Below are 23,772 nucleotides of genomic sequence, written 5' to 3' on the forward strand. Positions count from 1 at the left end.
AAAGGTAAAATAGTAGGAGGAATATAATGAGTCAAGATATTGAAAAACAAATCAATCAAGTAAATCAAAAGTTAAGAAGTGTATTTGAAGAACAAGACCGAAATCAATCCGCGATTCACATTCAGGAGCAAGCGGAAGCAGATTTTTATGAATGGAGAGGTCGAAACCATCGTTTGTTTGATCGAATTTTAGGAACTTGGCATGGTGATAGAGAAATGTCTCAGTTTTTTATGAATACATATCAAGAGGCACAACATATTGAACGAAAAGTCACATTTGAATTGGAAAACCAAAAAGAAACGTTGCTTAAAGAAAGACGAAACCTTAGTGATTTAGAAAACGACCTTTCCTATCAACAACAACAATTAGCGAGGGAGGTCAATGCATGAGCTTAAATATGTATTTAGGAGAAGTACAAGGCCAAACTCAAAGTATGAATGCTGTATGTAACGCTACTATTCAAGGTATGGAACAAGTCATTCAGTCAATTGATGCCTTTGCAATTGATACTGTTCTACAAGGACAAACTTATAGCAGTGCAAAATCATTTTTTGTACAAACCTTTCGTCCTTTAGCGCAAGGAATCATTTATCTGTGTGAAGAGTTAATTCGCCAGAACGATGCTTTTCCAAGTCAATTTCAATCACAAGTCGCTTCCACAGATGTAATTGAACAAGAAATATTAGAACAAATTCGAGAAGTTGACCGAATGAAAGCAAGTATGGAAGCCATCAGTCAAGCTATGCCAATCCCAGGTATGGACGCTATGGCGAATCTTTTTACTGTGATGAGGAAAAAACTGCAAGAAAAGCTGGATCATTTGTATCAATTCAATCAGACCTCTAGTAATAATTATAGTACAGCCCTTCAATTAGCAGCTAGTATTGCTGCAGGTCTTGCAGAAGTTCAAAGTGGGAAAGGGTTTAGTCCTGCAAGTGGTACATTTAGTACGCAAGGGTTGAATATGGAATGGACAACTTCAATTCAAGCGATTACAGAAGAGAGGGCACGACAAGCTGCCAATTCAATTGAAGAAGGTGAAATGTGTGGTAAGCTACCTGAAAAATCTACTGGTGAAAAAATTTGGGACGGTATTGTAGATGGTACGGGACAAGCAGTTAGCGATACAATAGACGGAATAAAAGCTTTAGGAGATTGGGAAACGTGGGAAAACATGGGGAACGCTGCTTTGCACCCTATTGATACCCTCAGTACGATGTATAATGTATTGTCAGATTCATTTATTAATGATGTAATAAATGGAGATGCTGAAAGTCGTGCTAAATGGGGAAGTTATGCTTTAACACAAGTTGGATTAGGACTTATTGGTGATAAAGGATTAAGTAAAGTATCGAAGGTAGCAACTACTGCAAATCTAACAAAATTCTCAGAAGGTATTTCGTCTGTTTCGAATCATTTACCATTGAAAGAACGATTTGCATTCGCAGGTACTAGTGGCTTTGGTAGCAATCAGATAAAAACATTTGAAGCTTTACAAGAAGCCCGTGATACATTTATGTTTTCTGAAACTGGTGGAAGAAGTAGAGTTAAAGGTGTACAAGAAGTAATAAAAGATTATGCGGATAAAGTTCTTGATAGAGTTGAAGTGAAAAATGAGTATCCTGATTCGTATACAGCATCTAAAATATTACGTGAAGAACTTAAGGATGCAGGGATTGAACCACCCCCATATTCTAATGCAGCACATCATCTAACACCTTGGAATGATAGTAGGGCAGAAAAGGCACAAAAATTATTAAAGGAATTTGGGATAGACCATGATTCGGCGGCTAATGGAGTATTTTTACCTTATAAAGTTAATAAATACGTGACTACTGAAGTCTTACACATAGGAAAGCATAGTTCAGAGTATATACTTGAAGTAGAGAGAGTATTAAGTCTTGTTAAGAAACGGGGCGGTACTCAAGAAGATGCTGTTGACGCCTTACATGATATAAGAGAACGTTTATTGAATGGTGAATTAAAATTAAATAAACCGAAGAAAGAGTAATCTTATAATAGAAAAATAACAAAGGAGAGTAAAAATGAAAATTTGGGAATTAAAGAGTTCATTTGATGACTATGAATCCTTTCAACTATTGAACTTAGAAGAAGATTCTAAAAAGTATTTTGAAGGGAAAATTGACTCGGCAGTAAAAGCATCTGATTCATGGGGAGAAATACGTATTAAATGTGTAGAAGAAGGAAATCAAAGTGATTTGCCTCATTTTTGGGGAGAAGTTGGTACGCCAATGGTTAGTGGGAAAGCTAAAAAATTTTTAGAGTCTATACTTGGTGATAATGTAGAATTTCTTCCCCTAATTCATGATGTGACGGGAGAAGTGTATTATATAATTAACGTTTTAAATGCACTAGATGCTATTAACTATGAGAAAGCTATACTAAAGAAACTACGTTCTGGCTTAGTAATAGATTTCAAAAAATACGCATTCTTACCTAATATGGTTAAGAACCAAACAATATTTAAAGTTTACTTAAATGAAATATTACATATTCCTTCCGTTTTTGTATCAGATGAATTTAGAAATACAGTGTTAGAAAGTGATTTAAAAGGTTTTGAATTTATCGAGGTATGGGATTCAGAAGCAAACATGTAAAAGAAAGTCCTAAAATAATTGATAGGAGTTAGTGACATGGATGTAAAGGATTTAAAAATTCTAAGAATGTTAAACAATTATGAGGGAAATGAAAAAGAAATTTTTGAACTGATTCAAGCTGAAGCAATAGTGAAATTTATATGTGGAAAAATATGATTTTGGAAATTGGAGATATATTGAAAAGTGTTAATTATAAGCTGAATACACCCGCAACGGATACTGAAGTTCAAAGATTAAGAGAACATGTAAAAGAGAAATTTAATGTTGATTTACCGAGGGAATACGAAGAGTTTCTTAAAACTGTAAATGGTTTAGACTTTGATGGACTGGTACTTTACGGAGTTGATTCTTCTTTACTAGAAACAAAAAAAGATGAACATATTTGCGGCTTTATAGACACGAATAAGATTTGGTATGAAAATGAATTTCAAAAAGAGTATCTTTTCTTTGGCGATTCAAATATTGCGTGGTTTTGTAAGAGCTTATCAGACGGTACTTATTTAGAACTTGATAAACCATCAGGTACGGTAATGAACACATATAATGATTTTAATACAATGCTTGAGGAAGCGTTAAAAATAACCCTTCTTTAATAGGGGGTATTAAAAATTATGTTTAATTTTTTAAAAGAATATGTTGTAGCAGACAGAAGTGTCCGTTCTAAACAAAAACCTATTTTCTATCCTATATATCAAGATGAGATAGATGAGGCAGAAAGCTTATTACAAATGGAACTTCCAAAAGAACTGAAACGCTTTTATCAAGAAATAGGTTGTGGTTTTTTAAGTCTGATACAAGAACGTTTTTCAACAGATTTATGGACCCGATTTCAGTTGCAGATTTCCGTTTAAGGCAAGATATTTATGAATATAATCCAAACCTAGATGATGATTCATTAGTGTTTTTTGAAGTAACAGAACTTAACTTTTTAACAATTAAATTTAAAGAGGAAAATGAATTAGGTCAATGTCCTACTTACTCTGAAGATGAGAAAATAGCGGATTCTTTAGAAGAATTTTTAATTAAAATGGATGAAAATCCTGACTATTATATTTAACCTTTTTAAGACTTGCTTTAAGGTGTAGCATTTGAAAAATATCTAATCATGAGTAAAAAAGCTTATGTATAACCTGCATAAGCTTTTTTAATGTCCATAATAGGTAAAAAGTATCAAAAACATTCACCATTAAATCACTTGAAAGTTTAAAGCGACTCCTAAATTAGAAAATCATATTAAAAATATAGATCCCTCTGTTCCAAGAAGGAGAGGTATTGATGGAGCACACAACAGTGAAGAGTTCTTTAAAAACAATATTAAAAATAGTCAGTGAATCACCTTCAAAAATTCTAGGTGTAAAAACAGTAGAATACAATATGCCTAAGTTAAATATGGATGGCACCCCTACAGGAGAGTATGGAAATAAAGTATTCACAAACAACATTTATGATCCTAAAATTATAAGTGATAAGGAATTTATTAACCGTGGAATTGAAGCAGCTAATGACGCTAAATTAAAAACCAGTGATGGAGTTCTTTCGAGAGAATGGACAGGTGTTGACGGTAAAGAAATAACTTGGAGAGGATACCATAAAGGTGGAGAAATCTCTTCTTTTTTCCAGAATAGATTAAAGATATACGAGGAGAGATATGTATGCAAAGAGAATTTAGATTAAAAGATGAGGATTTACTAGATTTAACCCATTTTCCTATACAAGCAGTGTTTAATATGGTAGATGATAAAAGATTTTTAAAGGTAATCAATTCAGTTTGTGAAGGAGTAGGATTTGGAGAGGAATATGGCGCATGTACTTTTCCAAGAGATTTGGATGAGTATGATATTGCCAATGGAGATTCATTTGAAGGGGGAGAATTTGCATTATACAGTGGTGATGAGGTAATAATTAATTATCAAACACTTTATCATTATTTAAAAAAAATGTGCGAGGGTTATTCAAAAAAGTATCCAAACACAATTAAGAGATTAGAAGACAGTCTTAACAAATTTATTGAATTATACAATATTAATAGGTAGAGACTATTTATAACTTATCCAAAATCATTATAAAAGGTAGAATGTTTCATGATTAGAATTGATTATATGCTAATATTCAATAGAAGATTAGAAGTTTGAAAATTCGCAATAAAATCTTATGATGCGTTCGGTAAAATCAACCAATATATATTTTGCTCATTATGTATTAAAGGGAAAATGAAAAAAACTTGGTCAACAGTAGCGGGGTGGTTTAATTAACATAAAAAAAATACAGATTTTAATAAAAAAGCTTTTGAATATTATATGGCTCTTTATGCTGTAAATGATATAAGATCGACTATAATTACTCTTGTGATTGGGTGCAATAGGTTTGAAAGGTAGTGTTGGAAAAGAAACTGGTATAACAGTTCCTGTTTTAGAGGGGTTTACTATGGGAAGTAGTTTTAAATTTGAAAAACCTGAGGAGAAAAAATGATATGAAAACTCCATCGTATAAACCATTATATATTTTAGTTTATGTCGTAATATCTGTATCTATTATAGGATTAATGATTACTCCATCCAACAATTGGTGGGAAAAATTGTTAGGAACTATCGTTCTCATTCTTTTGGGAGCAGGTTTAATATGTTTTTTAAAATTTGGACGGTGGGCGCAAGAGAAATTTTATGATAAATTTACAAAAAAACGGGATTAATATAAGACTGGAGTAATTAAGATATGCGTACAATAAATAGAATTCTGACTTTTACTGTATGTATTATGTTGTTAATTGGGGCTTCTTCTACTATACGGTTAGAAGATAAAATTTTACTTATAGGTTTGCTGCTAATTTGCAATGTTATTGCATACTTTACAGTAGAGTATATCTATAAACGTATAGACAATAAGAAAAAGAATTGGATTTATAATTCGCAAAATTCATTTAATATTTAGAAGGCAAAAGTATCAATGAAACTATTACCAAATGGTTGGTTTTACAGTAGCCCAGGCCGGAATAGAACTAGAGAATATTAAAGGATTTGGGATAGGAGCTGAAGCTACTCTAGTAAAATATGAGAGTGCTATAAAAATTCCTATTCCATTTATGGATAAAAAGTTACAAACTGGGGGATCAGCATCGCTTGGAACACTCGGGGGATCTTTTGAAGCTGGAAAAAGTGGATTCAAATTCCATGCACCATTTGGTCCTGATGTAGGTTTATGGGGATTTGGTTTAGAAGTTAATGTTAAGGAATAAAGGAGATAAGTAGCATGAATAAAAAAGTGAAACAATTTAAATATTTTATGATTATATTAGCTTGTATTGCAATTTTTGGTACAATTTTACCTAATGCATTGGATCCAAATGAAACATTAGCAGGTAACATTTCGGTTGCAGTTTTTGGTACAATTGGTACTTGTTTGTTGTTTTCTATCACTTATTTCCTTATAAAAAAGGCTATTTTAAGAAGGGGAAACTAAGATGGTACAAAATTTAGAGTTAGAACTACTTCCAATAGGTTCGGTTGTGAAATTTAAAACATGGGAGCAACCTTTGATGATATATGGTAGAAAACAGGAAGATTCAAAAACTAAGGAAACTTGGGATTATGTGGCTTGTTATTATCCTATTGGAAATGTTTCAACTGAATATAATATGTTTTTTAACCATGAATATATATCAGAAGTTATTTTTACTGGTTACATAAATGAGGATGAAATTAAGTTGCGTGAAGATTTGAAATAATAATTTGAAATTTATAACTATAATAAAACATATATATCTTAATGGATATAATTTTTTATTATAGTTATTTTTATAAGTTTAATGGTGAAAATTTTATTGGGAATAGAAGGGGTAATGATAGTGGGGATTTTTAAAAATACAATTTTATTTGTTTTGTGTTTAGTAATTCTTAGTGGTTGTTTTACAAGAGAGGGAACTATTGTTGGTGGTAAAGTTCATGGTTCTTCAGATAGTGTATCAGGTAGTATCTCTGGAGATTATAGAAAATTTACTGGATCTGCAACTCAAGATAGGAAAGTTAAAAAAGGTGAGAATTGGATTTTTTCTTTTGATGATAAAACTAAACAAGGAACTATAATTGCTTATGTTGTGGATTCAAATGATAATACAATACTAGAGTTTAATAGTGGCGAAGGCGAAAAAAATATTAAAGTGCCTAAGGATGATACATATAAGGTTAAAATTAAAACGGAAGAACATGGTGGGGAATTTCGAATATCATGGAAAAAAGAAAAATAGTTTTTGGATTGAAAAAAGCATCTAAAGATAGAAGCTTTTTTTAGTCTTTAATTAAATAGTTTTGAATCTGTATTCTGGTGAAATATATAGTAGTCATGTTTTTTAAGTAGAGAATCAGCTCCAATTTAATTCAAAGAATTATTAAGTAATGTTTTTAAATCTGATTGTATATCAAATTTTTCTTTATGTTGATCATATATGATTAGATATACAAATTATCTAGTATATTATCTTTTTCTTCCTTATTGATGCCAATATATTTTAGTGTAATTTATGAGGTGCTATGATTGAGTATTTCTTACAATATAGCGAAATCTTTTGTTTATTTATAGAACCAATAGCCGAAGGTTTTGCACATGGTGCGAGTCCCAATAGATTCGATACCAGAAAACTCTCCGGCTTTTTGAAATTTTTGATAAGCCTAGATCTTATTAATGGGTTGATCTTCTTTTCGAGAAGGGAATAATATTTCACAGAAGGTGTGAAATGGGATGTTGATTTAGATGATGATGGTGAAGATGATAGTATTAAAGATATGGTGAAAACGGGTGTGAAAAAAACTTAGTCAACAGTAGCGGGGTGGTTTAATTAACATGAAAAAAAGTATAGATTTTAATAAGAAAGCTTTTGAATATTATATGGCTCTTTACGCTGTAAGTGGTATAAGATCGACTGTAATTACTCTTGTGATTGGGATAGCAGATATATTTGTGCTTTTACCTGCTTTTGCAAATCCTGTTCAACCGATATATATGTACATAATAGTTCCACCAGTTGCTTTTTTAAATGTATGGGCAATATGGATTGTTATAAATCCTAGGAAGCGGCAATTACAATACACTCTATTTCGTGGGGTATTTGGCATCGTATGTTCAGTAGGATTATTAGTTATAACCCAAAAGTTTGCATATGGAATGTTAGGATTACAAACTCCTATCTATTTTATTTTTTCGGTTGGTTTGTATATTTTTGCTTTGTATTATTATTATAAAAATCATATTAAAAAACTTCAGGAATCAATCAAAAAATCAAAAACATTGAAAAAAAACTCTGGTTTTGGAGTAGTGGCTTTTGTAGGATTGGGTCAACTCATTGCTAATATCAGTCTTGGTTTTGCAACGCAAAAGATGGTAGCAATTGTATTAATGTGTGTATACTCCATGCTTTCGTTTATGTTGTTTCATTTCATTATGGAACTCCATAGGTACTATTATTTAAGGAAGCATATAGAAGATGGGGGTAGAACACATGAAACCTTTTAAAGAGGTTTATTGAATTTTAAGTATTGTGATTTATGGAAGGAAACAAAAACTTATGGTTAAAGAACCTGTGATGTATGACTATATTGGCTGTTTTTATCCAGAAGGAGGAAAGCTGATATGCAAGCATTTAAAGTTGGGAAATTAGTCACATTCGTTGCAATTATAATACTTCTTGTAGTTGCTATTTTATCTCCTTACAACTTATTTAAAAAGATTTATTTTATTATTGGTGTTCTTATTATTGGCGCAATTTCACTTGGTACAAATAAATTCTTTGAACTGATACACAGTAAATTTAATAAGAAATGATATTACTTATGTGATAAAGAAATTCCTCTCTAAATCCTTAACGATTTAGAGGGGAATTTCTACAATATGATTTTACTGGATTACGTGGAACTAAATTAGTCCATCACCATATTGGTGGTGGTCAAGCTGTTGGTGTTCCGCTGCCACTACATCCTGGTTTTGGAGGGATTCATAACGCAGAAAAATCGATTGGAGCATGGGGGAAAAGATGCAGGATATGTAGAAATGCTTCAGAAATTTATTGAACATCATACATTAGGCGGTAAATAAAAAAATGAAAAATGAAATGAAAAATTGTTTTGATAAAATAATTAGAGAGTGGCAAGATTGTAATAATTCATTGCCAAAATCTTTATGGATAGAAGAAGCAGAGGCTTTTATCTATGAAGGAGAACCAGATATAGAGGGATACGTATTCTGGAAACCGTTAGAAAAAAATATAATTCATGATTTTTCTAATATAGAAAAAGATTTGGGGATACAATTATATAATTCAATTAAAGAATATTATAATTCTTATTGGTTTTTAGACTTAGGAGGTAATTATTTAGGTTATGATTTTGAATTAAATTCTGTTATACCAGGAATTGAACTGCATGATTTTTATGTATCTTTACAAGGGTACCAAGGCGCACATGATAATCAACTGAATAATATTCCTATTGGTATGGAATTCAATGGTCTCTTGGTAGTTGTAGATAATGAAAATGGACAAGTAAAATTAGAAGCTTATGAAAGCGGAAGCTTCGAAGTAATCTGTGATAGTTTAGCAGAATTAATTTTAAATCTTTCATAATCAGGAACCTGGTCGAATACAACTTGTAGATTATCAGATACATCACGATACTGGTCATACAGGTGGATATAAAATTTGAGGAAAAGATAGGGCGGTTTATAATTATGAACAACATTACATGGATTAATGTAAGTGAGAAAAAAGTTACAGATGAACAAATTGAACAATTAGAAGAGTACTTTGGTATTAAATTTCCTAATGATTTTATTGAGTGTGTAAAGAAATATGATGGTGGCTATCCTACTCCAGATACATTCAATATTCCTAATCAGGATGAAGATTCACTTAATAACCTTTTAACCTTAGACTCTGAGAGAAAAATTTCTATGCTGCAAACATATAATAGTATAAAAGATAGATTGGTAGATAAAGTATATCCTTTTGCTAGAGGCCCGTTTGGTAACCTTCTATGCTTTGATTACCGAAATAATCCTCAGTCACCAACAGTCGTATTTTGGGACCATGAGGAAGAAGAAATGGAAGAATCCATCTATCCTGTTTGTTCATCTTTTGCAGAATTACTTGATAGCTTATATGAGTTTGAAGACGAGGACGAATAATTAATTATGAGTAACAAAAGTAAGACTTATGTGAATTACGCATAAGTCTTTTTAATATTATCTCAAAGTTAAGAAGATTGAGGGGGAAAATTCTCATGAATCTAGGGGAGCTAGTTTAAAAGAAATTAAAAGACAATTAAATATACCTAGATTTCAACACCCGATTAGTCAAAAAATGGTACCATTAACAGATAGTAATGGTAAAAGGATATTAAATGATAATAAACAGCCTATTATAACTCGAGAATTTACATATGAAGTAAAAGGTCAAAAAATTATAATTCAAGATCATTCAGAGGGTCATAAGTTTGGAGAAGGTGGAATTGGAGATCAGTCACCGCATCATAATGTAAGACCTGAATACAATACACGAACAGGACAGGTAGATCGTATGGAGGATCATTATTATTTTGAGAAGAGAAATAAAAAATAGGAAGTATAAAAATGATTGATCAATTTAAATTTTTAAATCCACAAGCGTTAATTAGTATTTTTGGGAAAATACCAAAGTTTGAAGAATCAGAGTTATTAGATGTGCGTCTTAAAAGAGATGGTCCTACTTTAGTTATTCAATTGATGACAAAGGAAAATGTTGAAAACAAGCCAAAAAGATGGGATAAGTGGGATGTAATTTATGTAGAGATATCTTTCTTTACTATTCATAATTTAACAATAAAAGGTTTAGGGACAGAAAATATAATTGATTATTTTGAAATAAATACGATAGAAGAAGGTTTATTAAGAATTAAGTGTAAGAATCAAATGTTAGTTGAGTGCTCGTTTGAATGGGCGAAGGTAGAAGGAGTAATCCCAGGCTTAATAGGATTACCGTAATTTTGATGGGAAGTAGATAGTTAATTTTTATAATATTCATATTTTAATGTTTTGGGGTTAAATAAGGAATGTATAAAGGACATTTGAAACGTTGATAGTGTTACAAACATATGAAGCGGAAATTACTAAAATTAAGATACCTAATTATATACCTGTATTAGGTGATTATGATATAAGTTCCAAAGGTGAGATTGTAATAGGTGGGTATGGTTATAGATTCCGCAGGAGTTTCATTTAAGTTTGAGAAGGAAGCGAGATAATAGAATGCGAAAATTTTCAAAAATAGTTATATGTGTTGGTGCGTTAATAATGATTATACTAGGCATGATTGTACATGATACATGGAAGGATAGGATTTATTTTTCTTTAGCTGTACTTTTTGTTACCGTACTTTCTTTACTATGGAATATAGTTGCTCATAATATTATGGATAAATTTAGGGGGAGAGAATGAATAGTTATGAAACTTTTACTGATTGGAACAGTAGCGGGGTGGTTTAATTAACATGAAAAAAAGTCTAGATTTTAATAAGAAAGCTTTTGCACATTATATGGCTCTTTATCCTGTAAATGAAATAAGAGTCCACGTAATTGGTCTTGTCCTTTTGGGGGCAGATGTGTTTGTTCTTTTGCCTGCTTTTGCGAATCCTTTTCGATTACTCTATGTATATGTAGTAACTCCTCCAGTTGTTTTTTTAAATTTGTGGGCGATATGGATTGCTATCAATCCTCGGAAACGACAGTTACAATACACTCTATTTCGAGGAGTATATGGCGCCATATGTTCAGTCGGATTATTAGTTATAACTCAAAAATATGCTTATGAAGTGTTACAATTACAAACTCCCATCTATTTTATTCTTTCATTTGGTTTGTATAGTTTCGCTTTGTATCATTTTTATAAAAATCATATTGAAAAACTTCAGGAACCAAGAAAAAAATCAAAATCATCGAAAGGAACTGGTGGTGTAAAAGTAGCAGCTATTGCAGCTGGATCGGGGCAGTTAATTGCTAATATAATTCTTAGCATTGCAACACAACAGATGGGGGCAATTGTATTTATGTCTGCATGCACAGTGTTTTCGTTTGCTTTGTTTTATATGATTATAGAACTGCATAAGTATTATTATTTACGTAAGCATATAGAAGATGGAGGGAAAATACGTATAGGCTTTTAAAGAGGATTTGTTGCATTTCAAGTGTATAATTGCATTCTTCTTATGGAAGCCATTTACGAGGCTTATAGCAATAAAAGATGTATAAGTGGAAGATTATATTGTGGTAAAACATCTGAAGGAATGGAAATTAGGTTTGTTCTTATTGATGATAAGATTATAGCTGTTTATCCCGTGTATTAAAGAATGTGAGGTACTCAAAAATGAAAGTAACTAATCAGCCCATAGTTAAAAATGTAAGAAAATATAGAGGTAATTGCTAAGAAGCACTCCCCCTAAGTTTCAGATGAAATTAAATAATTGATTATTTACATTTAAATAATCGACTATTTATGCTTTAATATTTATATGTACATAATTGGGATAATTAGGGATTTACATTTAATATGTTTTAAGAAAGGGGAATGTTTTTTATATGGAAACTCCAGAAAATCAATTTAAACGTGCGCTTAATCCTTGGTTCTCCATTTGGACAAAACCACGTGATACAATGAAAGAAATTTTTATATCCAAACCAAAGAATGTGTTTTTACTCATTTTACTAGGCTCATTCGTACAGACTTTAGATCGAGCATCTTCTAAAAATATGGGGGATTCAATAAGTAGTCCAGTTTCAATAATCTCAATGGTTATATTCGGTACCTTCGTTGCTTTCTTAATTTATTATTTTTTGCTACCAGCGTTATTTAATTGGGTGGCAAAAAAACTTGGTGGACAAGGTACCTTTGAAAAAACACGTTACGCAGTTGCCTATTCTTATATCCCTTACGTTTATTCTCTTATATTAGTTTGGGTGCCTTCATTTTTCTTGTTTGGGATAGAAAACTTTACGAGTGAGACACCGAAAATGGAGAGTAGCATAACTTTAACGATTTTGTTTCTTATTTTTGCCATAATTGATATAGTTATTGGAATTTGGACAATCATTATTTCCTTAAAATGTTTAGGAGAAGCACACCAATTTTCAGCATGGAAAGCATTATTAACAATAATAATATCCTTTATGATTATCATTCTTCCTTTAGTAATAATAGTATTTCTTATAGTAGGGGTTACAACTTTTTAATCATTTATTTGCCTCTTATTTATCCAAATGTTTTCTACGCGCTGTTAGTAATTGTTACAGGGGAACAACCACATGATTCGGATGTTCCACTTGGCGAAGCGTATGACCTATATGATCAAATTGATCGCCCGTTTTACGGCCTGTTTTTCTTATTATCAGTGTTAACAGGAATTTGTGAAGGCAAACTTGAAAATCAAATATTAAACTATTAAAACCTTAAGGGAGCTGAGTAGATTATCTTTGTTCGTCTCTTATTTTCCAATTGGAGGCTAATTATTACCAATTGGTTCTGTAGCTCTTATAGAAGAAATTAATCAACCTCTTATGATTTATGGAAGAAAGTAACAACAAGCTGATAATAAATTATGCGATTATGTTTCTTGTCCATATCCTCATGGTAATTTATCAAAAGAATATAATGTGTTTTTTAATCATAATCAAATAATTCATTTATTATTTAAGGGTTTCGAAACAGAGGATGAATTAGAATTAAGAAGTAAATTATCTGAGTTTTAGTGAAAATGGAGAAAATATAATATGATTTTAGGAATTTCATATTCTGATATTTTTCGTATCATAATTATTGTTTTGGTTTTTTTCATTTTTTGGAGATTGAATACTTGGTATAATAAAAAATATAATGTTCCTAAGGTTTTTCAATGGTTTCCTAGAAGATGGGGAAAAAGAAAAGTTTCAGAGCATTTGTCTCAACTAGATAAAAAGTTAGAAGCTGAAGGTAAAGGTATCTGTGTTACAATCTATGCTATTGATTTGTACATTGTAACTATTCCTTGTACAGTAAAAAAATATAAATCTTAATACATATATGTTTATAAAAAAGACCTTTTATTTTAAAATAAAAGGTCTTTTTTATGATGATTGAAATAGTAATTTTAAGTGAATTAAATTTGAAATGTATCAAGAATATTATCTTTTTCTTCTTTATTAATTCCAATATGTTTCAGGGGGATGTGTGGTGTGCTATGGTTAAGAATTTCTTGTAACATAGCAACATCTTTTATTTGTTTATAGAACCAATAGCCGAAGGTTTTTCGCATGGTGTGAGTACCAATGGATTCTACATTGGCAAAATCTCCGGCTTTTTGCAATTGTCGATAATACGTGTTTTTTCGTCATACAAAAACCCCTACATATAAGTAGAGGTTTTTAAATTATATCTTAATGAATTATGCCTTCTTAGATAAAGTAAATCGAGTTCAGATAAACGAAGATTATAGAATACATCATTTTAACTAGATTTATTATTAACTAAATTGTCCCCACCACCAAGCTCTGCCTCAATCTGCGAAGTCTTCGATGACTCATCCATACGCCAATACGTAATAAAGCTGATCGCGATACATCCAGCTACGTAGAAGTAGAATAGTGATTCCATTCCGATACTTTTTAGCCATAATGCGATGAACTCAGCTGTTCCGCCAAATATCGCAACTGTTAGTGCATATGGTAAACCTACGCCAAGTGCGCGAATTTCAGTTGGGAAGAGTTCTGCTTTTACAATTGCGTTAATAGAAGTGTAACCAGTAACGATAATGAGACCGACCATCATGAGTAAAAATGCTACGATTGGTTCTGTCGTTTTTTCCATGAAGAAGAAGATCGGTGCTGTTAGTAATGTTCCAAGAATACCGAATGCCATTAATAATGGGCGACGTCCAATTTTATCGGATAGTAGCCCAGCAATTGGTTGAAGTACGACGAAAATAAGTAGTGCGGCAAAGTTAATCCAGCTTACAACTTCTTTCGGAAGACCGACTGTGTTTACCATGAACTTTTGTAAATATGTTGTGTACGTATAAAATGCAACAGTGCCTCCTAATGTTAGGCCGACTACTGTTAATACTGCTTTCGGGTGTTTCATAAGAGCGCGAACGGTTCCTGCGCTTTCGCGTTTTTGTGATTTTATGTTTGCGAACTGCTCCGATTCATCCATCGTGCGGCGAAGCCATAATACAGCTACTGCGCCCATCGCTCCAATAATGAACGGAATGCGCCAGCCCCAAGCTTTCATATCGGGTTCGCTTAGCAATTGCTGAAGAACAATTTGAACGCCTAACGCAACCATTTGCCCGGCAACGAGCGTTACATATTGGAAACTTGAATAAAAGCCACGGCGACCACTACTAGCCATTTCAGATAAATATGTTGCGGAAGTTCCGTACTCTCCGCCAAGTGATAAACCTTGCAGTAAACGGGCAAGAACTAAAATAATGGGTGCCATAATCCCGATGCTTTCGTAACTAGGGGTACAGGCGATAATTAAGGAACCACCGGCCATAACCGTAATGGAAAGCGTTAATGCTGCCCGGCGTCCGTGCCGATCCGCATAGCGTCCCATTAATAAACTTCCGATAGGGCGCATTAAAAATCCAACTGCGAAAATAGCTGCTGTGTTTAGTAACTGACTCGTTGGATCGCCTTTAGGAAAGAACTCTGCTGAAAAGTAAACAGCGAAAGCAGAGTAAACGTACCAGTCATACCATTCAATTAAATTACCGACAGAACCTTTAAAGATATTGCCGGCGACTCGATTAGATTTTGCTTGAGCCATACTAATTCCTCCTCTTGCTTAGAAATAAAAGGTATATATGAAAGCGTGTTCAATATAGTTGGATTGTACTGTCTACAGAATGAAATCTCAATATTATGACAATTTTATTCTTTTTGTACTTTATGTACATGGAGAGTTTTAATAGTTGCTTCATTATTCGTTTTGTCATAATAATAGAAAAAGGAGATTGATAGTTTTGAATATTTTATCAAAGGATATGAAGTATGAAGAAATCACGCAAAGTGTCATTACAAACGAAAATAGTAAGCTTAATTATTGCGTTAATTTTATTTGTCGTTCTCCTATTAACGGGAATATTTGTTTACATTCAGTCCGTTGATACGAAGCGACAAGTGGAACAGTTAGCACTGCAAACAGCTAAATCTCTTTCTTTTATGCCAGCTATAAAAGAAGCTTTTCAAAATAATGAGCATAAAAGTACGATCCAATCCATTGCGGAACAAGTTCGCGAGCAAGCTGGTGCGGATTATGTAATTGTGGAAGATCGCTATGGGGTTATGTATTCCCATTCTAATTCTGAGTTGATTGGAACAAAGAGTAACAACCCGTATAACTATGAGGCACTTACTTTTGGTGGTTATTATACACTCGAAGGAAATGGTACAAGTGGTCCAGCTTTAATGGCGAAGGCACCTATTATTGTTCATAACGGAGATTACGATCAAGTAGTAGGTGTTGTGACAGTAGAGTTTTTAATAAAAGGTATTGAATCTAACATACTGAGCAGAACGAAAGAAATTATACTCTTTTCCTTAGCTGTATTACTAGCTGGAATTGTTGGTGGTATTCTTTTAGCGCGTAGCATTCGTAAAGATACACTCGGTTTAGAGCCGAATGAAATTGCAGCGTTATACCGGGAACGAAGTGCGATATTACTATCTATAAAAGAAGGAATCATCGCCATTGATCAAAACGGTTTTATTACGATGATGAATACGTCGGCAGAAGAGATGCTTCATGTAAATGGTGATTATATGCAGCAACACATTTCAAAAGTTTTACCAGAATTTAATATGGAAAGAGTGCTAGAAAACGATCAAGAAATCGCGTTTCAAGATAAAGTGTTTATTTTAAATAGGACGCCGATACTTGAAAATAACAGTACGGTAGGCGTTGTATGTAGTTTTAGAGATAAAACAGAACTGCAAAACCTTGTGAATACAATATCTGAGGTAAGAAAGTATTCAGAGGACTTACGCGCTCAAACACATGAATTTACAAATAAGCTGTTCGTCTTATCGGGATTACTTCAGCTAGGACATTACAAGGAAGCGATTGAATTTATTCAGCAAGAATCTAACATTCATCAAAGCCAAAACCATATTTTATTCCATCAAATTCATGATGCGAAAGTACAAGCTATTTTATTAGGGAAAATCGGAACAGCGTCTGAGAAGAAAATCGATTTTCATATTGAAGGAGATAGTGCACTTCATCCGTTACCAGACCATATAAAAGTTTCGCACCTTATTACGATCCTTGGAAACATAATCGATAATGCATTTGATGCGGTGAGTGAACGAGAGGAAAGGAGTGTTTCCTTCTTCGTTACGGATATTGGGCACGATATTGTGTTTGAAGTGATAGATAGTGGAGCAGGGATACCGGTAGAAAAAATTACGACCATTTTTCAAAAAGGGTTTTCAACGAAAGGAAATGATCGTGGTTACGGACTAGCAAACATGAAAGAAATGGTAGATGTACTAGAGGGAACAATTGAAATTCAAAACGAGAAAAATGGGGGAGCTATTTTTACAATTTACCTTCCGAAAACATTGAAAGAAAGTACATGACAAACAGGGGGATGGGCATATGTTGAAGGTTGCAATTGCAGAAGATGATTTCCGCGTCGCGCAAATTCAGGAAGAGTTTTTATCAAAAATAAAGGACGTAAAAGTGATTGGAAAAGCATTGAATGCGAAAGAAACGATGGAATTACTACAAAGGGAAGAAATTGATTTACTTCTATTAGATAATTATTTACCAGACGGAATTGGAACCGACTTATTACCACAAATCCATGCTGATTTTCCAAACGTTGACGTCATTATGGTTACTGCGGCAAATGAAAACCATATGCTAGAAAAAGCAATTCGAAACGGCGTAAGCAACTATCTTATAAAACCGGTCACGTTAGAAAAATTCGTTCGCACAATTGAAGACTATAAAAGAAAGAAGCAATTATTACATAGTAACAATGAAGTGAATCAAGCACTTATCGATAACTTCTTTGGCCTTTCGCAAACACAAGACATAAAAAACTTACCGACAGGTGTAGATCCGTTAACACTGCAAAAAGTGAAAGGGATTATAAAAGGATTCGAAGAGGGCATTACAATAGAAGAAATGGGCGAACAAATGGGGGCCTCCAGAACAACCGCAAGAAGATATTTAGAATACTTAGTAGCGACCGGCGAATGCACAGTAGAGTACACATACGGCATTATCGGACGACCAGAACGAAAATACCGAATAGGAAGAGGACTATGAAAAAACGATTATTACTATGTATATGGATCATGACAGGAGTAATAGCAGGTTGTTCCTCGGAAGAATCCCATATGAATAAAGTGAACATCGACAAAGTAGAAATCGTTGCGCCGAACGTTCAAGGAGCTGGATGGGACTTAACAGCACGGGCGATGCAAAAAACACTAACAGAAGAAAAAATCTTCACAAAACCAATCACTGTCACAAACAAAGTAGGTGGCAGCGGTGATGTCGGATGGAAATATACGAAACAAAAAGGTGGTCACGTACTGGCGATTAACTCAAGCTTACTCATAACGAACAACCTACTAGGCCACAGTAAACTAACATATAAAGACTTCACCCCGCTCGCAACATTAGCATCGGACTGGGAAGTTGTTGTCGTATCAAAAGACTCAAACATAGAAAACGCAAACGAACTAATGAAACAACTAAAACAAAACAAGAAAAACTTCAAAATCGGAGTTGCCCCCGGCCTAGGAAACGACGATCACCTATCCTTCGTACAAGTAAGCAAAGCATTCGGCATAAACCCAGCCGAACTACAATTCTTCGTCTACGAAAATAAAGAAAAAATCATAAACGCCCTAACGAACAAACAAATAGGCGCCGCAACCATGACCCTATCCGAAGCCGAAAAACAATACAAAGCCGGCAAAATAAAAATACTAGCCGTATCCGCACCAAAACGTCTAGACCGACTACCAGAAATCCCAACATGGAAAGAACAAGGAATCAACGTCATCTTCCAGCACTGGAAAGGAATCATGGGACCGAAAGATATGACAGAGGAAGAGGTTGCTTATTGGGATGGTGTGATTAAGAGGATGGTGGAGAGTGATAGTTGGAAGGGGATTTTGAGGGAGCGGGGTTGGGAGAGTTTTTATAAGGGGAGTGGGGAGATGAGGGGGTTTTTGGAGGAGAGTAGTGGTTGGTATGGGGGGATGGTTGGTGGAGCTAAAGTTGATAAGTAATTTTAGGGACCTCTACTGATGAAATATTGATATCATTTTTAGTATATTTATTTAGAATTTTAAATAGAGAGTATTTAGTTCAATAAGTTTTTATATAGATTTTTCCTCTTATGATAATAATCAATTATCATGGTTTTATAGTTTAAGATAGAAAGGGAAATCTAAAGAGGAGTATAATTGAACTGAATGTTAAAACATTAAAGGTGTAGGACGGGGGAATTATGATGATACATACTTTAGTAAGGGGACAAAAGATAGACGTCACAAAGAATCATCCAGAGATGAAAGGATTACTGGTAGATTTAACTTGGGATGCCCCGATAAATATGGATGTAGATGCATCAGCTTTTTTAGTAGGTTTTAATGGGAAAATTACTAAAGAAGAGGATTTCGTTTTCTATGGACAACCTTATTCTAGTTGTCGATTTGTTCAATTAGATCAAAATATCACAAATGGAAGTAAACAAAGATTTTCAATAGATTTTACTCATATAAAAGATGACGTACAAAAGATTGTATTTTCGATTACAATTCATAATGCCGAAGAGAAGAAACAGGCGCTACGAGATGTTACACATATTCAATTGAAAATAAGCAACGCACAATCAGGATTAGAAATTATTCATTTTCCTATCACACATCCATTTACAGATGAAAGTGCCATTATTGTTGGAGAGCTGTATCGACATGGGGGAGGATGGAAGTTCAATCCTATTGGAGCTGGCTATTTTGGTGGGTTAGCTGCATTGTGTAAAAATTTTGGGATAGAAATCGCAGATGATGAAAAACAAACTGCTCCCCCTGTAGAGAAGAAAATAGTTCCTACTCCGCCTCCAGTACAAAAAACTATTAATGTAGTGAAGGTTGAATTGAAGAAAAAACAATCTATAAATATACAAAAATCTAAAATGGTAACGGCTACTTTAGAATGGGAAACAAATAAAGATTTAGACTTATACTGTTTTTACGTAACAACTAATGGAGAAATAGGAAAGGTTTATTATAAAAATCTAGGTTCGTCTAAAGTCTCTCCGTATATTGTGTTAGATGGTGATTCGCAAGAGCCAGGAAAAGAAACAATTCGTATTTACCGACCAGAAGCTTTAAAATATGTTTTATTTGCTGCGTATAGTGCTGTCGGAAATGGAATAGGTAGTTTCTATTCTATGAGGGCTAAAGCTGTTGTCGATAATCATATGGGAAGCGTTGTAACAGCACCGTTATTAGAAATAAATGACCATGCTTATTGGGTGTGTATTGCTCATATTGATTTTACCAATTCAAATGAGATGAAAATTTCACATGTAGAAAGCTACTCAAAAGACCATTCAGAGGCTTCACCACTATTGTATGAGAACGGGAAATTCCGAATGGATGTAGGGCCAATTGAATTTAAAAATGAAGAGGATTATCAGAAGTATTTTAAGTGAAAATGAAGAAACAACTGATTTCGCATAGGTGGAATTATTGTTAAATATTGTATATAACGTGTATTAATTTTAACGATATATATTAAATGGATTATATCTAGGTAAGTTTTTATATACTATCTAGATATAATCCATTTTTGTTAATAAGAAAGATAATTATTTATTCGTTTTGTTAATGATTTGGGCGATATAAGAGTTATTTAACCAATAACATTGCTTTGTAATATGCTGACCATCAGGTAAAGCTACTTTATCGGCACCGTTGCGGGCTTTTGGTCTAATGTGCGCGACACCGTTGAAGTTTATTTTTGGTAGGTTATTTGCTTCGACGACTTTGTCACCGCGTTTTTTATATTCAATTTGAATACCCTCATGTATTACTTTATTAACTTCTTCCCATAGTTCACGTATTTCTTTTTCTATTGTAGGAGCAGGCATGTTCCAAAGTTTAATACCTTTAAAGTAGAGTTTACGATTTGGATTTTCTTTTTTTGTTTGGTTAAATTCAAAAATTACGAATAAAAACTTTGTTTGATAGAAGCGTTCTCTAATTTCGCTTTCTTCCCATGATTCGTTTGTCCATTGATGAAAATCGATTGTTTCAAATGACATGCTTTGTTCGGGTTTACCGTTAGGCTCTAAACGAACTGTTTTAAATTCTATATTAGCTTTCGCAAATTCTTCAATTTTATCGAGTCGAGTTCCTTTGATACCAAGTAAAGAGCTTACTAATAGTGGAACAAAGCTTTTGGTTGTAGGTTTGTAATCAATAGATAATTTTTGAGCGATTTCTTGATCAGTTAAGCCTATGTAATTTTCAAATTTTGAATAAAGGATTTCTTCTAAAGATTTTCCTTTTAGTTCATTTGTTGTTGTAAAACTTACTAGTTCTTCGTTTAGGTGATACCTGCGAACTAGTGCTGTCATGTAAGAAGGCTTTAACGAAAAAGCTCTTTGCATTGCTGGAATTTCAGAATACGGTTGTGAGCGAAGTGAGTTTTTATTGGAACCCTTAGTGCAAGCTCCTAAATAGTTTGTATCACCTTCAGATAATTCATGTGCTTTGCCGGCACGAATTTTATTTACGATGGTTTCCCAGTCTTGTCTAATTATTTCTAAATCAGCTTCGGGATAGGTGAATAAAAGGCTTTTTGTAATGTGAAAATCTTTACGGTCTACACCAGGTACCCATTCATAGAACATTAATAGTAGTTTTTCGTTTTTCTTCCAAAAGCTTGATGTTTCAAAGTGTGTATGAACTTCTTCCATATAGTTGATAATATTTAAGACTAGCCGCTCTTTGGCAGATAGTGAACCGTTTTTATTTTGTTTAAATGCAGTTACTTTAAGTTCAACACCAAGGTGTTGAAAGTCAGCTTCTGCGTTTGAATTGACTTCATATCCAAAAAAGCTTTCCTCGATTACTTGCCCTAGTCCACCTTTTGATTTCGCATTTGCAAGTCGGTCAGTTGTATCGATTTCACCAAATGTTTTTCCTTCAGCTTCATGTGCTTTTTTCATTAGTTCTTCTATTGTAGTATAGTCCATAATAAACTCCTTTCTGTATCCAGTGCTGCGTTGTATGATTTTAAACAATACATATTAAATCTATGCTATAATAAAAAGCTGTTTCAATTTTATACAAGTAAAATTTATAAGAAGGAAAAGTCAGTTTGTTCTATTAAAGAACAGTTATATTGGATCTATTCAAGGCGATTTGTTTCGTTTATACTATTGATATAGTAACGAATTATTTTCTTAACGGTTACAAGTCAAAAAAGGAACTGTAAAAAAATATGATTCCTAAAATGTTATAGTTGATCTTTTCCTCACTTTTTATTATAATGAAGCATAGATAAATAAAATACCGAAAGGATGTTCGTGTATTTATGGTGAAAGTAGTAGAACTTTTCGCGGGAGTAGGAGGTTTTAGATTAGGACTAGAAGCAAACGAAAACTTTGAAGTTCTTTGGGGAAACCAGTGGGAGCCCTCAACTAAAGCACAACATGCATTTAATTGTTATGCAACTCGCTTTGAAAATAAAGGAATACATGTAAATAGAGATATAGCAGAAGCTTGGCCGGAAATACCTGAGCATGATTTATTAGTAGGTGGATTCCCTTGTCAGGACTATTCTGTAGCACGTACTTTATCAAATGAAAAAGGAATACAAGGAAAAAAAGGTGTTCTTTTTTGGGAGATAATGAACATAGTTAATTCTCGCAAGCCAAGATTTGTTTTGTTAGAGAATGTAGATAGATTATTGAAATCACCAGCAAAACAAAGAGGTCGTGATTTTTCTATTATGCTGGCGAGCTTTAGAGACGCAGGATATGTAGTGGAATGGAGAGTTATTAACGCTGCGGATTATGGAAATTCTCAAAGAAGACGAAGAGTATTTATTTTTGCGTATTTAAAAGAATCTCATTTCACATCTGTTCAAAGTAAAATGAAGCCTTTAGAGATATTGTGTGAAAATGGATTCTTCGCTCCAATTTTTAATGTGCATGAAGCACCTGAAGAAAACAAAAAAAGAGGGCAATTTGAGTTGCCAGTCGATATTATTGAGGTTTCTGATACATTTAAAGCTGAATACTATAATTCTGGCGTAATGATGGATGGACAAGTATATACGGAAGAATTAGTTCCAGTAACTGAAAGTCCAGAGACTTTACGTGAAGTTGTTCAAAAGGTATATGATAAATTTGGCCCTGCAGATGAATCGTATTATTTAAAAATGGATAAGGTTAACAAAAAGGGCAGAACGGAATTTGAGGAACTTAAGTATCTTAAAGGTCCTAAAAAAGAAGAAAGAGTGTCAAAGGCGACAGGTCATAAATATTTCTACTCTGAGGGAGGAATGGCTTTCCCTGATGATTTAGATAAGCCTGGACGTACAATGTTAACAAGTGAAGGAACATGTAATAGAAGTTCACATGTCATTGAGGATCCTTATACAAAAAGATTAAGATATTTAACACCAGTTGAATGTGAATTGTTAAATGGTTTCCCAATGGACTGGACGAATACAGGAATGCCACAAAGAAACAGATACTTTTGTATGGGAAATGCTTTAGTGGTTGATTTGGTGGAGCGAATGGGTCAAAGGATTTTAGAGATTAACAAAGAAGAAGAGAAGATGGATAGTATTGTGCAGTTGAGTTTATTTTAATAAAAGAAGGAAGGAGTATAGTGAATGAGTTCACTATACTTTTTTTGTAAAGAATAACTGCACAAAGCGGATAAACAGAAGGTTATTTGTATTTTGAGTTAAATTTTAACAATGATATTTACATTAAAAGGTTTTAGATGAATAATAATTTTATAGTAGATTACCAAAAGTGAGAATTTGAAATTTAAGTAGGGAAAATAAAATTATGCTAACCTCGATAGAGGATGCTAAGAGTGGAACATAGAGGTGTAAA

The 23,772-nt window shown here is 33.2% G+C and carries 27 protein-coding genes and 7 pseudogenes; 30 read left to right on the forward strand and 4 right to left on the reverse strand.

Translation table 11 applies throughout. The features are described from left to right. The first annotated feature begins 26 nt into the window (after positions 1-26). The 12 genes and pseudogenes from NST86_RS04730 to NST86_RS04785 all read left to right on the forward strand — a co-directional run bounded on the left by NST86_RS04730 (position 27) and on the right by NST86_RS04785 (position 6,858). Positions 27-389: a DUF3958 family protein gene (locus NST86_RS04730; RefSeq protein WP_000076120.1), complete on the forward strand. Its 363-nt coding sequence runs from the start codon at positions 27-29 to the stop codon at positions 387-389. Then, positions 386-2,011 carry an AHH domain-containing protein gene (locus NST86_RS04735; protein WP_061664144.1) on the forward strand — a complete coding sequence of 542 codons (1,626 nt, stop codon included), beginning with the start codon at positions 386-388 and terminating at the stop codon, positions 2,009-2,011. The genes NST86_RS04730 and NST86_RS04735 overlap by 4 nt, the downstream gene beginning before the upstream one ends. A 34-nt stretch (positions 2,012-2,045) precedes the next feature. After that, complete coding sequence (locus NST86_RS04740) at positions 2,046-2,618, forward strand: imm11 family protein (protein ID WP_000707085.1); 573 nt, start codon at positions 2,046-2,048, stop codon at positions 2,616-2,618. A gap of 140 nt (positions 2,619-2,758) precedes the next feature. Then, positions 2,759-3,211: a YrhA family protein gene (locus tag NST86_RS04745; RefSeq protein ID WP_000265803.1), complete on the forward strand. Its 453-nt coding sequence runs from the start codon at positions 2,759-2,761 to the stop codon at positions 3,209-3,211. An 18-nt stretch (positions 3,212-3,229) separates the two neighbouring features. Then, positions 3,230-3,675 (forward strand): annotated as a pseudogene (locus NST86_RS04750) (SMI1/KNR4 family protein). A gap of 218 nt (positions 3,676-3,893) precedes the next feature. Beyond that, positions 3,894-4,292 carry a CdiA family toxin C-terminal domain-containing protein gene (locus NST86_RS04755; protein ID WP_061664143.1) on the forward strand — a complete coding sequence of 133 codons (399 nt, stop codon included), beginning with the start codon at positions 3,894-3,896 and terminating at the stop codon, positions 4,290-4,292. Beyond that, positions 4,271-4,651: a ribonuclease toxin immunity protein CdiI gene (cdiI, locus tag NST86_RS04760; RefSeq protein ID WP_061664142.1), complete on the forward strand. Its 381-nt coding sequence runs from the start codon at positions 4,271-4,273 to the stop codon at positions 4,649-4,651. Before NST86_RS04755 ends, cdiI begins: the two co-directional genes overlap by 22 nt. Positions 4,652-5,088: 437 nt before the next feature. Beyond that, positions 5,089-5,307 (forward strand): hypothetical protein, encoded by a 219-nt coding sequence (locus NST86_RS04765; protein WP_000856866.1) that lies wholly within the window; start codon positions 5,089-5,091, stop codon positions 5,305-5,307. Positions 5,308-5,577: 270 nt separating this feature from the next. Next, positions 5,578-5,850: a hypothetical protein gene (locus tag NST86_RS04770; protein ID WP_016117288.1), complete on the forward strand. Its 273-nt coding sequence runs from the start codon at positions 5,578-5,580 to the stop codon at positions 5,848-5,850. A 14-nt stretch (positions 5,851-5,864) separates the two neighbouring features. Further along, positions 5,865-6,074 (forward strand): hypothetical protein, encoded by a 210-nt coding sequence (locus NST86_RS04775; protein WP_001036924.1) that lies wholly within the window; start codon positions 5,865-5,867, stop codon positions 6,072-6,074. A gap of 1 nt (position 6,075) precedes the next feature. Next, positions 6,076-6,339 (forward strand): DUF4176 domain-containing protein, encoded by a 264-nt coding sequence (locus tag NST86_RS04780; RefSeq protein WP_000250495.1) that lies wholly within the window; start codon positions 6,076-6,078, stop codon positions 6,337-6,339. A gap of 81 nt (positions 6,340-6,420) precedes the next feature. Continuing rightward, on the forward strand, positions 6,421-6,858 hold the full coding sequence (locus NST86_RS04785) for a hypothetical protein (protein WP_001999201.1): 438 nt from the start codon (positions 6,421-6,423) through the stop codon (positions 6,856-6,858). A gap of 202 nt (positions 6,859-7,060) precedes the next feature. Here NST86_RS04785 and NST86_RS04790 read toward each other — a convergent pair. Continuing rightward, positions 7,061-7,324: pseudogene (locus NST86_RS04790) on the reverse strand (tyrosine-type recombinase/integrase); the annotation flags it as partial. 127 nt (positions 7,325-7,451) lie between these two features. On the opposite strand from NST86_RS04790, the gene NST86_RS04795 reads away from it, so the two are divergent. From NST86_RS04795 to NST86_RS04855, 13 genes and pseudogenes are all read left to right on the forward strand, one after another. Further along, complete coding sequence (locus NST86_RS04795) at positions 7,452-8,120, forward strand: hypothetical protein (protein WP_061664141.1); 669 nt, start codon at positions 7,452-7,454, stop codon at positions 8,118-8,120. Between the two features lie 13 nt (positions 8,121-8,133). Next, positions 8,134-8,226: pseudogene (locus NST86_RS04800) on the forward strand (DUF4176 domain-containing protein); the annotation flags it as partial. A gap of 11 nt (positions 8,227-8,237) precedes the next feature. After that, on the forward strand, positions 8,238-8,429 hold the full coding sequence (locus NST86_RS04805) for a hypothetical protein (protein WP_001147554.1): 192 nt from the start codon (positions 8,238-8,240) through the stop codon (positions 8,427-8,429). 104 nt (positions 8,430-8,533) lie between these two features. Continuing rightward, positions 8,534-8,674: pseudogene (locus tag NST86_RS04810) on the forward strand (hypothetical protein); the annotation flags it as partial. A gap of 29 nt (positions 8,675-8,703) precedes the next feature. After that, positions 8,704-9,225: a SecY-interacting protein Syd gene (locus NST86_RS04815; RefSeq protein ID WP_000787238.1), complete on the forward strand. Its 522-nt coding sequence runs from the start codon at positions 8,704-8,706 to the stop codon at positions 9,223-9,225. Beyond that, positions 9,221-9,304 (forward strand): annotated as a pseudogene (locus NST86_RS04820) (HNH endonuclease); the annotation flags it as partial. The gene NST86_RS04815 and the pseudogene NST86_RS04820, both read left to right, overlap by 5 nt. Before the next feature lie 25 nt (positions 9,305-9,329). Then, positions 9,330-9,785, forward strand: coding sequence for an SMI1/KNR4 family protein (locus NST86_RS04825; protein ID WP_061664140.1), 456 nt, complete (start codon positions 9,330-9,332; stop codon positions 9,783-9,785). Positions 9,786-9,960: 175 nt separating this feature from the next. Beyond that, complete coding sequence (locus tag NST86_RS04830; RefSeq protein WP_061664139.1) at positions 9,961-10,218, forward strand: HNH/endonuclease VII fold putative polymorphic toxin; 258 nt, start codon at positions 9,961-9,963, stop codon at positions 10,216-10,218. A gap of 11 nt (positions 10,219-10,229) precedes the next feature. Next, entirely contained in the window at positions 10,230-10,619 is a 390-nt protein-coding gene (locus NST86_RS04835) for an immunity 50 family protein (RefSeq protein WP_016078029.1), read from the forward strand. Between the two features lie 505 nt (positions 10,620-11,124). Next, the gene (locus NST86_RS04840; protein WP_061664138.1) at positions 11,125-11,796 is read left to right on the forward strand and encodes a hypothetical protein; all 672 of its coding nucleotides are present in this window, start codon (positions 11,125-11,127) and stop codon (positions 11,794-11,796) included. Between the two features lie 412 nt (positions 11,797-12,208). After that, on the forward strand, positions 12,209-12,859 hold the full coding sequence (locus NST86_RS04845; protein ID WP_000449724.1) for a Yip1 family protein: 651 nt from the start codon (positions 12,209-12,211) through the stop codon (positions 12,857-12,859). A 324-nt stretch (positions 12,860-13,183) separates the two neighbouring features. Beyond that, positions 13,184-13,375: pseudogene (locus NST86_RS04850) on the forward strand (DUF4176 domain-containing protein). Between the two features lie 21 nt (positions 13,376-13,396). Continuing rightward, the gene (locus NST86_RS04855; protein ID WP_061664136.1) at positions 13,397-13,678 is read left to right on the forward strand and encodes a hypothetical protein; all 282 of its coding nucleotides are present in this window, start codon (positions 13,397-13,399) and stop codon (positions 13,676-13,678) included. Positions 13,679-13,761: 83 nt separating this feature from the next. Here the strand turns inward: NST86_RS04855 and NST86_RS04860 are convergent. Continuing rightward, positions 13,762-13,977: pseudogene (locus NST86_RS04860) on the reverse strand (tyrosine-type recombinase/integrase); the annotation flags it as partial. A 131-nt stretch (positions 13,978-14,108) separates the two neighbouring features. Beyond that, positions 14,109-15,431, reverse strand: coding sequence for an MFS transporter (locus tag NST86_RS04865; RefSeq protein ID WP_061664135.1), 1,323 nt, complete (start codon positions 15,429-15,431; stop codon positions 14,109-14,111). A gap of 224 nt (positions 15,432-15,655) precedes the next feature. On the opposite strand from NST86_RS04865, the gene NST86_RS04870 reads away from it, so the two are divergent. The 4 genes from NST86_RS04870 to NST86_RS04885 all read left to right on the forward strand — a co-directional run bounded on the left by NST86_RS04870 (position 15,656) and on the right by NST86_RS04885 (position 20,346). Continuing rightward, entirely contained in the window at positions 15,656-17,245 is a 1,590-nt protein-coding gene (locus NST86_RS04870) for an ATP-binding protein (protein WP_061664134.1), read from the forward strand. A gap of 19 nt (positions 17,246-17,264) precedes the next feature. After that, a complete protein-coding gene (locus NST86_RS04875; RefSeq protein ID WP_061664133.1) occupies positions 17,265-17,942 on the forward strand; it encodes a response regulator in 678 nt (225 codons plus the stop codon). Continuing rightward, positions 17,939-18,916 (forward strand): tripartite tricarboxylate transporter substrate binding protein, encoded by a 978-nt coding sequence (locus NST86_RS04880; RefSeq protein ID WP_061664132.1) that lies wholly within the window; start codon positions 17,939-17,941, stop codon positions 18,914-18,916. The genes NST86_RS04875 and NST86_RS04880 overlap by 4 nt, the downstream gene beginning before the upstream one ends. Positions 18,917-19,140: 224 nt before the next feature. Beyond that, positions 19,141-20,346 (forward strand): TerD family protein, encoded by a 1,206-nt coding sequence (locus NST86_RS04885; protein ID WP_061664131.1) that lies wholly within the window; start codon positions 19,141-19,143, stop codon positions 20,344-20,346. A 156-nt stretch (positions 20,347-20,502) separates the two neighbouring features. On the opposite strand, the gene NST86_RS04890 is transcribed toward NST86_RS04885, so the two are convergent. Next, entirely contained in the window at positions 20,503-21,894 is a 1,392-nt protein-coding gene (locus NST86_RS04890) for a Sau3AI family type II restriction endonuclease (RefSeq protein ID WP_000386746.1), read from the reverse strand. A gap of 341 nt (positions 21,895-22,235) precedes the next feature. On the opposite strand from NST86_RS04890, the gene dcm reads away from it, so the two are divergent. Further along, the gene (gene dcm / locus NST86_RS04895; protein WP_061664130.1) at positions 22,236-23,519 is read left to right on the forward strand and encodes a DNA (cytosine-5-)-methyltransferase; all 1,284 of its coding nucleotides are present in this window, start codon (positions 22,236-22,238) and stop codon (positions 23,517-23,519) included. The last annotated feature ends 253 nt before the right edge of the window (positions 23,520-23,772 follow it).

This window comes from Bacillus sp. FSL L8-0199 (genome assembly GCF_038005705.1).
In the GTDB taxonomy this organism is placed as follows: domain Bacteria; phylum Bacillota; class Bacilli; order Bacillales; family Bacillaceae_G; genus Bacillus_A; species Bacillus_A cereus.

Excerpts from the sequence above, each read along its gene's own strand:
- NST86_RS04740 (WP_000707085.1), top strand. The coding sequence starts at position 2,046 with ATGAAAATTTGGGAATTAAAGAGTTCATTTGATGACTATGAATCCTTT.
- NST86_RS04830 (WP_061664139.1), top strand. The coding sequence starts at position 9,961 with ATGGTACCATTAACAGATAGTAATGGTAAAAGGATATTAAATGATAAT.
- NST86_RS04765 (WP_000856866.1), top strand. The coding sequence starts at position 5,089 with ATGAAAACTCCATCGTATAAACCATTATATATTTTAGTTTATGTCGTA.
- NST86_RS04770 (WP_016117288.1), top strand. The coding sequence starts at position 5,578 with ATGGTTGGTTTTACAGTAGCCCAGGCCGGAATAGAACTAGAGAATATT.
- NST86_RS04825 (WP_061664140.1), top strand. The coding sequence starts at position 9,330 with ATGAACAACATTACATGGATTAATGTAAGTGAGAAAAAAGTTACAGAT.
- NST86_RS04880 (WP_061664132.1), top strand. The coding sequence starts at position 17,939 with ATGAAAAAACGATTATTACTATGTATATGGATCATGACAGGAGTAATA.
- cdiI (WP_061664142.1), top strand. The coding sequence starts at position 4,271 with ATGCAAAGAGAATTTAGATTAAAAGATGAGGATTTACTAGATTTAACC.
- NST86_RS04785 (WP_001999201.1), top strand. The coding sequence starts at position 6,421 with ATGGTGAAAATTTTATTGGGAATAGAAGGGGTAATGATAGTGGGGATT.
- NST86_RS04865 (WP_061664135.1), bottom strand. The coding sequence starts at position 15,431 with ATGGCTCAAGCAAAATCTAATCGAGTCGCCGGCAATATCTTTAAAGGT.
- NST86_RS04890 (WP_000386746.1), bottom strand. The coding sequence starts at position 21,894 with ATGGACTATACTACAATAGAAGAACTAATGAAAAAAGCACATGAAGCT.
- NST86_RS04730 (WP_000076120.1), top strand. The coding sequence starts at position 27 with ATGAGTCAAGATATTGAAAAACAAATCAATCAAGTAAATCAAAAGTTA.
- NST86_RS04815 (WP_000787238.1), top strand. The coding sequence starts at position 8,704 with ATGAAAAATGAAATGAAAAATTGTTTTGATAAAATAATTAGAGAGTGG.
- NST86_RS04755 (WP_061664143.1), top strand. The coding sequence starts at position 3,894 with ATGGAGCACACAACAGTGAAGAGTTCTTTAAAAACAATATTAAAAATA.
- NST86_RS04870 (WP_061664134.1), top strand. The coding sequence starts at position 15,656 with ATGAAGAAATCACGCAAAGTGTCATTACAAACGAAAATAGTAAGCTTA.
- NST86_RS04835 (WP_016078029.1), top strand. The coding sequence starts at position 10,230 with ATGATTGATCAATTTAAATTTTTAAATCCACAAGCGTTAATTAGTATT.
- NST86_RS04805 (WP_001147554.1), top strand. The coding sequence starts at position 8,238 with ATGCAAGCATTTAAAGTTGGGAAATTAGTCACATTCGTTGCAATTATA.
- NST86_RS04735 (WP_061664144.1), top strand. The coding sequence starts at position 386 with ATGAGCTTAAATATGTATTTAGGAGAAGTACAAGGCCAAACTCAAAGT.
- NST86_RS04845 (WP_000449724.1), top strand. The coding sequence starts at position 12,209 with ATGGAAACTCCAGAAAATCAATTTAAACGTGCGCTTAATCCTTGGTTC.
- NST86_RS04780 (WP_000250495.1), top strand. The coding sequence starts at position 6,076 with ATGGTACAAAATTTAGAGTTAGAACTACTTCCAATAGGTTCGGTTGTG.
- NST86_RS04795 (WP_061664141.1), top strand. The coding sequence starts at position 7,452 with ATGAAAAAAAGTATAGATTTTAATAAGAAAGCTTTTGAATATTATATG.
- NST86_RS04745 (WP_000265803.1), top strand. The coding sequence starts at position 2,759 with ATGTGGAAAAATATGATTTTGGAAATTGGAGATATATTGAAAAGTGTT.
- NST86_RS04775 (WP_001036924.1), top strand. The coding sequence starts at position 5,865 with ATGAATAAAAAAGTGAAACAATTTAAATATTTTATGATTATATTAGCT.
- NST86_RS04885 (WP_061664131.1), top strand. The coding sequence starts at position 19,141 with ATGATACATACTTTAGTAAGGGGACAAAAGATAGACGTCACAAAGAAT.
- NST86_RS04840 (WP_061664138.1), top strand. The coding sequence starts at position 11,125 with ATGAAAAAAAGTCTAGATTTTAATAAGAAAGCTTTTGCACATTATATG.
- NST86_RS04855 (WP_061664136.1), top strand. The coding sequence starts at position 13,397 with ATGATTTTAGGAATTTCATATTCTGATATTTTTCGTATCATAATTATT.
- dcm (WP_061664130.1), top strand. The coding sequence starts at position 22,236 with ATGGTGAAAGTAGTAGAACTTTTCGCGGGAGTAGGAGGTTTTAGATTA.
- NST86_RS04875 (WP_061664133.1), top strand. The coding sequence starts at position 17,265 with ATGTTGAAGGTTGCAATTGCAGAAGATGATTTCCGCGTCGCGCAAATT.